Below are 7,023 nucleotides of genomic sequence, written 5' to 3'. Positions count from 1 at the left end.
GTGCCTTGGCCCGCGAGCGCCTTCAAGTCGGTCTCGCCGTAGGCCTTATCCGTCGTAGACAAAATGGCCGTCGCCGGATAATCCGCATTCGGCTGGTCGACCTTCAACGACACCGCCAGCGTCATGACTGTCAGCAGGTTATATTCCTGCAGCTTCCGCGTAATTTCATGGCCGCTGTACTCCGGCACGATGCTAAGCGGATCGTACATGGCGCTTTGCTTCGGCTCGATCGCAACCGCATGCTGGTCCTTGATGCCGTAGGCGGACATAAGCGCGTCGATATTTTTCCATTTCGAAGACATGTCCGGGTTAAAGCCAAGCGCAAGGTACAGCTTGCCCTTGCCGTCCATATAGGCCTTGACGAGCTCCGCTTCCTTGTCGCTCAGGTCGGTTTCCGGACCGACAATGACGAGCATCTCGGCGTCGTCCGGAATTTTGCCTTCGCGCAGCAGGTTGAGCTCTTTCACCTCGTAGTTCGCGCTTTCCAGACCCGAACGCCAGAGCGTCATCTGCGTCAGCGGAATTTCATTATGCCCGCTCAGGAAATACAGCTTCCGCTTCTCCTTAACGTTAAAATTCACCAGCGCCTGCGTCAGCTTCTCCTCGCCGCTGAAGCTGTAGCCGTTCGGATTTTGTTGGCTCGGCAGGAACATGTCGTAGAACGGCAGCGTCTTCTTCTGCTCCCCGCTCTGCACCACGAGCGTCCCGGCCGGGTCGACTTCGTACTGCTTCGCGACCGCAGGGTTCGCGACGGCATCGTATTCTTCGAACGTAATCCTGCCGCTGCGCTTCTTGTACTCCTCCACAAGCTCCACCACTTCGCGCTTCATATACGGATTCGTCTCCGTCGTCGTAAACGACAAGATCCGGATATCCTTATCCAGGGCGCTGAGCGTTTGCTTCGTTTGATCGGATAACGTAAATTTATTGTTTTGCGTCAAATCGACCTGCATGTTTTTGGCGGAATTCAAGAAGATCGTCAGCACGATAAAAATGCCGATAACCGCCAGCGACAATACAGTCGCATTCGTTCCGCGGATCCATTTATTCACTTCGCATCTTCCCCCTTCCCGGTTTATCTCCAGCGCTTGCGTTCCAGCACTTGGATGCTAAGCACCAGAAACACCAGAATGAACGTCACGTAGAACAGCACGTCGGCGAAATCGAGCACACCCTTCTGCAGGTCGGCGGCCCGGCTGACGATGGAGAACATGCCGAGAAAATCTTTGACTTTCCCGCCTACCGTATCCCCGAGCCACTCGATCGTCCAGAACACGAGCAGGATGGCGAATGCCGCGATACCCGACACCATCTGGTGCGCCGAGAGTGAAGAGGCGAACAAGCCGACCGCCATCATCGCCGCTCCGACCAGGAACATGGCCAAATACGACAGCCACAGCACCGGCTGATCGAGCGGGCCGTAGGCGCTTAAGATAAGCGGATACAGCAAGCTGCCCGCCACCAGCATCAGCAGCACGGTCAGCGCCGACGCATACTTGCCGACGACGATCTCGGTTATGCTGACCGGCGAGGTGAGCAGCAGCTCGTCGGTGCCCTGCCGCAGCTCATCGGAGACGAGCCGCATCGTCAGCAGCGGGATGATGAACAGAAACACGAACGTCACATTGCCGAACACCGGCCGCACGTCGACCACATAGGGCGGGTACAAGAAATTGGCGCTGAAGAAATACCCCGCGATCACGAAAAAGAAAGCGAACGCCGCATACGCGATCGGCGAATAAAAGTACATTTGCAGCTCTTTGCGGGTCATGGCCATCGTTCTACGCACGGGCGTTCACCTCCTTCTCTTCGGATTCGGCTTCGGCGACTTCGAAGGAATTGGAATCGGAGCCGGCATCAGCATCGTCCAGCTTCTCATCGGTCGTCAGCTTCAGGAAGATGTCCTCCAGGCTGAGGCTCTCCTTCTTCATCGCCAGGATCGGCAGTCTCCGCTCAGCCATCCGGTAGAAGATCGCTTCGCGAATGTCCTCCCGGTCGCTCGCCGCGACAACGGCCTTCACCGTTCCCGACTCAGACCCGGACCCGTCCGCTAAAGACGTCGAACCTTCAGCCGTCGCTTCTTCCCCGGCAGCCGCTTCGCCTGCCCGCTCCTCAAGCGGCGCCGCTATGGCCGGCTGCGATTCGGCCTCGGATGTCAGCTCACGCACCGAGGATACGCCCGGCGTTGCGCGAAGCTCGGCCAGCACCGTCTCGCGCGGACCTTTCACTTCCAGCGACACCTCGAACGTATCGTTCAGCGAGTTCGCCAATTGATCCGGCTGTCCGTCGAGCACGATGCGTCCCTGATGCAGAATGAGCACCCGGTTGCAGAGCGCGTTGATTTCCGGCAAAATGTGCGTGCTCAGCAGCACGGTATGATTTTCCCCGAGCTCGCGGATAAGCTGGCGGATTTCAATAATCTGCTTCGGGTCGAGGCCCGAGGTCGGTTCGTCCAGCACAAGCAGATCCGGTCCGTGCAGAATGGCCTGCGCAAGCCCGATCCGCTGCTTGTAGCCCTTGGACAGGCTGCGAATGATTTGCCGCTCCCGGCCCTGCAGGCCGAGGCGCCCGATCACCTCGCTGATCCGCTGCTTCTGCTCCCGTACGGGAATATCCCGTAGGTCGGCGATGAATTTCAAATACGACAGCACGGACATTTCCGGGTAAAGCGGCGGCGTCTCCGGCAAATAACCGATTTTTTGCCGCGCCTTTTTCGGATGATCCGCCATGGACAATCCGTCAATCGCAATCGATCCGCGCGAAGGGTTCAAGTAGCCGGTGATCATGCGCATCGTTGTCGTTTTGCCCGCACCGTTGGGTCCCAGGAACCCCACGATCTCGCCCCGGCTCATCGAGAAATCGATGTCACGGACGCCCCTTTGATTCTCATACAACTTGCTGACCTGTTTGACCTCAAGCACGTCAAAACCTCCCATCGTTAAAACCTATCCTTCATATGCCCTTTACCTACAGCCATTTCCAACTTAAGGCCGGTCTAACCACAAGCAACAGGATAAGGGCGGAACAATAATGCCAGCTTAACCAAAGCTGAAAATTTGCTTAAAAAAATGTGTCTAACTTGTGAACTTTCGGCACTCGTCGCAGAGCTCGAAGCCATTTGGTATAATGGAAGCTACATCCAATCCCTTGCAAGGAGGAACTGCATGGTCATCGCTATCCTCATCCTGCTGTTCGGCATTCTCGTCTTTGTCAGTATCGCCCTGTTGAATCGCGGGCAAACGCAGCGCCGACGCCATCGCGGCGGTACGTCAGGACCCGGCCGTCAGCCGTTGTACGAAGACGGTCCTTTGCCCGAAGCGCTCGGTATCCAGCCGGATCTTCCGCTGAGCCCGGCCGTGGAAAGGCTCGAACAGGCGCTTGCCGGGGATTTCCCGGCGATGCTCCGAGAACGTGTGCAGCGAAAGCACCCGCAAATGACGACGTCCGAATTCAACTGGAAGTTCCTTGAATTAAAACGATATTTTCTGATGACGGCGATATTAAAGGACGTACCGATGTTCAGCGAGGCCGTCGACGACATTTGGCACGAAATGCTGATGTTTACCCGCGAATACCATCGATTCAGCGAAGCTTTCGTCGGCTCCGTCATCCATCACGCACCGCACAGCGGCGGAGAACCGGATCCCGGGGGACGGGCATGGTTCGACTGGGTATACGCGAATCTGTTCATCCCGACTCCGTACTCCTCACGGATTTGGACGCCGTTCTTCCGGTATCCGCTCGACCGCGGGCGCCTGGAGGAACTGCGGGTAGCGGACGAGGCCGAGCTCGCTGACCGCCTGTTCAACCGCAAGGCTGCTGAACGTTATCCCGAGATCGGGGAGACGATCGCCCGCTTGATCCGCAAAGCCACGGAGCAAGCGGCGGACGCCGAGACCGGCGCCGTCTACTCCGCCGAGAAACCCGCGCACGATTCCGCAAGCTACATGCCGTATTTGGCCGGGGCGCTCATCGTATACTCGGCGGCGGATCTCGGCGATTTCGACGATTTGATGGCGCAGCACTACGCTGAGGAGGAGGCGCGCCGCCGGGAACAGGAGCATGCAGCCTCGAGCTCCTCCGGATGCGGCAGCAGCGGCGGCTCCGGCTCATGGAATGACGACCGCGGCGGCGGCGGGAGCGATGACGGGGGCTCCTCGTCCGGCGGTTCGTCTTCCGGCTGCTCCTCATCCAGCTGTTCATCCGGATGCGGCGGAGGCGGCGACTAATAAAAATAGCGGAACTCTGGTGCGCCATTGCCCTTCTCCCGACCCGTGAGGGTTGATCTCGAGGCAAATCCAGCATCATTGTTCCGCTATTTTCGCTATTTTATGGAAGAGCCCGGAAACGGGCCGAATGTGGCACTATCATTCCGTTATTGCAGCTGGGCAGAAGCTATTCCCTTGTCGGCAGCTCGAAATACCCGTCCATTCGCTGTCATCCGCTTTACACCATCCGCGGCTTCCTTCTTGGCGCCCGCCCCCGCCGGCTTACTTCACCAGCTGTCCGCGCGTCACGCCGAGCTGGTTCGTCGATTTGAGCGTCTTCCAAACGGTCGTTCCCGTAATCTCGCCCCGCAGCGCCCGTTCGTACAAACCGATCACTTCGCGCACCTTCTCCGGCGTTTCTTCAAGAAACTCCGCGCGGTACCGGCCTACGCCGAGCTCCATGAAATTCGCCAGGTATTCCGCGCCCGATTGGTCGATCGCGTTGTACACGGTGTTGCGGCATCCTTCGTCCACACGCACCGGATGCGAGAAGCCGACGCGGTCCTTCAGCGAAGCGCGATGCTCCTCGCAAGGGCGGCCGCAGTTCGTGTAGTCCGTACCGGGACTCATGAACGTACAGTACACGCAATGCTCCGTGTGGAACATCGGCATGTGCTGATGAATGACAATCTCGAGCCGCGACGTCTCGCTGCGGCGCAGCAGATCGACCATCTGTTGGATGTTCAGGTCGTAAGACGGCGTCACGCGCGAAAGCCCGGCATCCAAGAACAGCGACACCGCCTTATGGTTGGCCACGTTCAAAGAAAAGTCGCCGATCAGTTCCGGCTGCGGCTCGTTCGGATGCTCCGCCAAATACCGCATAAACCAGTAAACCGCCCCCGTGTTGCGCACAAGCACCGCATCCGGTCCGAGGTTCAAAATATTTTTGAAATAGCCCGTCTCTCCGGGCATATGAATGCGCGGCGTCGCAAGCGCAATCCGCTTGCCCGCCCGGCGGCAAGCTTCCACAGCCGCCGGGAACTGCTTGATGAATTCAAAGTCGGCGTAGATCAGATCGACGTTCGTCTCAACGGCCGCCTCCACCTGCGGCAGGCTGCGGCACAGCGCCGTCAGCCGCGCCTGCGCCTTCCCGCCCTGCGGCGTTGCCGGCTTCGCCGGCGCCGCAGGCGTATCGCTATAAACGTCCACCGACCGCTTCACATAAGCGCGCGGGCGCTCCCGCTCGGCGAGCAGCAGCTCCGCCGCTTGGCGGCGCATCTGATTCAGCTCGCGCATCGGCAAGATTAAGTCGCCGTTCAAGTGGACGTCGACCGACTCCAAAGCGAACACCGTACCGCCAAGACGCCCGAACTGCTCTTCGAACAGCGCGGCGTCCATCGGCCGCTTCTCGGCCGGGACGAGCGGAAGCTCGGACTCGACGGTTACCGTGTGCCCGGCGGCCGTGTCCGTCCATACGCTGCGCAGCGGCTGTCCGGCCGCGCCGGTCACCTTCACGCGCACCGGAAAGACGCGGTACGGCTTGTCCGTTTCGTACGTCTGGCGCAGCCGCTTGTCCAGATGCGGATCGTTCGTTTTCCAGATCCGGTCGCCCACATGCACCCGGCTCAAGTCAACATCATTGCGCCCCGGAATAATCTCGATCACGCCGCCCGGCGCCTCGCCCTCGAACTTCGCGCCCTTGCGCCGCAGGTCGTAGACCCGGCCGCCCTCTTCCTTCTTGGTCGGGTCGCCCGCGTCGAACACGATGCCGTCGCCCCGCTTCAACGGCGCCTCAAGCTCGCACACCACGCCGTCGCGGAGAATCTGCTTGACGCGGCCCAAGTAAACGCCCCGGCTTTTCGGATACGTGCCTTCGACAAGCTGTTTATTGTTCGTGCCTTTGAGGAAGCCGTACGTAAAGCCGCGGGAGAAGCTTTGCTCCAGCTCGCGAAGCTCTTCCTTCGTCGGCTGCGGGTTCTCGCCGTCGAAATAACGGTCGATCGCGCGGCGATACTTGCCGACGACGTTCGCCACGTACTCCGGGCTTTTCAGCCGGCCTTCGATCTTGAACGATTTCACGCCCGCCTCGATCAATTCCGGGATCAGCTCAATGGCTGCCAAGTCCTTGGGCGACAGCAGGTACGCCACATCGCCCATCGGTTTCGGCTGCCCGTCTACCATTAAATCGTACGGCAGTCGACAGGCCTGGGCACATTCGCCGCGGTTCGCAGAGCGCCCGCCCCACATTTCGGAAGTCAAGCACTGTCCCGAATACGAGACGCATAACGCTCCGTGCACGAACACTTCCATCGGCAGCTTCGCCTGCTCCCCGATCTGCCGGATTTGCTTCAAATTATTTTCACGCCCGAGCACCACAATCTCCATATTGTACGGCTTCGTAAACTCCACCGCTTCGGGCGACGTAATCGTCATTTGGGTCGAGCCGTGAATCGGGAAGTCCGGAGAGATCTCCCGAATCAACCGCACCAGCCCCAAATCCTGCACGATAACCGCATCGACGCCTGCATCGATACAAGCTTCGATCAGCAGCCGCGCATCATCCAATTCCTCTTCGAACACCAGAATGTTAAACGTCAAATACCCCTTGACCCCGTATCGGTGCAAGAACGACATAATGTCCGGAAGCTCGTCCGTATAAAAATTGTTCGCCCGAGCCCGCGCGTTAAACTTCTCCACCCCGAAAAAGACGGCGTCCGCTCCGTTCGCCACCGCCGCCCGCATGCAATCCCAATCCCCCGCCGGAGCGAGCAGCTCGATATCCGTTTTACGTATGTCCCGCATGATAAAATCCCTA

General features: G+C 59.1%; 5 protein-coding genes. 1 reads left to right on the top strand and 4 read right to left on the bottom strand.

Going from position 1 to position 7,023, the window contains the following annotated elements; translation table 11 throughout:
• From JMF85_RS05470 to JMF85_RS05460, 3 genes are all read right to left on the bottom strand, one after another.
• A partial coding sequence (locus JMF85_RS05470; RefSeq protein ID WP_201317872.1) for a GldG family protein occupies positions 1-1,052 on the bottom strand: 1,052 nt, incomplete at its 3' end.
• A gap of 23 nt (positions 1,053-1,075) precedes the next feature.
• The gene (locus JMF85_RS05465; RefSeq protein WP_174817596.1) at positions 1,076-1,789 is read right to left on the bottom strand and encodes an ABC transporter permease subunit; all 714 of its coding nucleotides are present in this window, start codon (positions 1,787-1,789) and stop codon (positions 1,076-1,078) included.
• Entirely contained in the window at positions 1,782-2,921 is a 1,140-nt protein-coding gene (locus tag JMF85_RS05460; protein WP_201317871.1) for an ABC transporter ATP-binding protein, read from the bottom strand. Before JMF85_RS05460 ends, JMF85_RS05465 begins: the two co-directional genes overlap by 8 nt.
• 243 nt (positions 2,922-3,164) lie before the next feature.
• On the opposite strand from JMF85_RS05460, the gene JMF85_RS05455 reads away from it, so the two are divergent.
• A complete protein-coding gene (locus tag JMF85_RS05455; RefSeq protein ID WP_201317870.1) occupies positions 3,165-4,229 on the top strand; it encodes a glycine-rich domain-containing protein in 1,065 nt (354 codons plus the stop codon).
• 261 nt (positions 4,230-4,490) lie between these two features.
• On the opposite strand, the gene JMF85_RS05450 is transcribed toward JMF85_RS05455, so the two are convergent.
• Positions 4,491-7,010, bottom strand: a complete 2,520-nt coding sequence (locus JMF85_RS05450) for a U32 family peptidase (RefSeq protein WP_127608697.1) — start codon at positions 7,008-7,010, stop codon at positions 4,491-4,493.
• Between the last annotated feature and the right edge of the window lie 13 nt (positions 7,011-7,023).

The sequence above is a fragment of the Paenibacillus sp. EPM92 genome (genome assembly GCF_016586185.1).
Taxonomy (GTDB): Bacteria; Bacillota; Bacilli; order Paenibacillales; family NBRC-103111; genus Paenibacillus_G; species Paenibacillus_G validus.
Note: the sequence above shows the minus strand (reverse complement) of the source record. Positions and strands in the feature narration are given on the sequence as shown.

Excerpts from the sequence above, each read along its gene's own strand:
- JMF85_RS05455 (WP_201317870.1), top strand. The coding sequence starts at position 3,165 with ATGGTCATCGCTATCCTCATCCTGCTGTTCGGCATTCTCGTCTTTGTC.
- JMF85_RS05450 (WP_127608697.1), bottom strand. The coding sequence starts at position 7,010 with ATGCGGGACATACGTAAAACGGATATCGAGCTGCTCGCTCCGGCGGGG.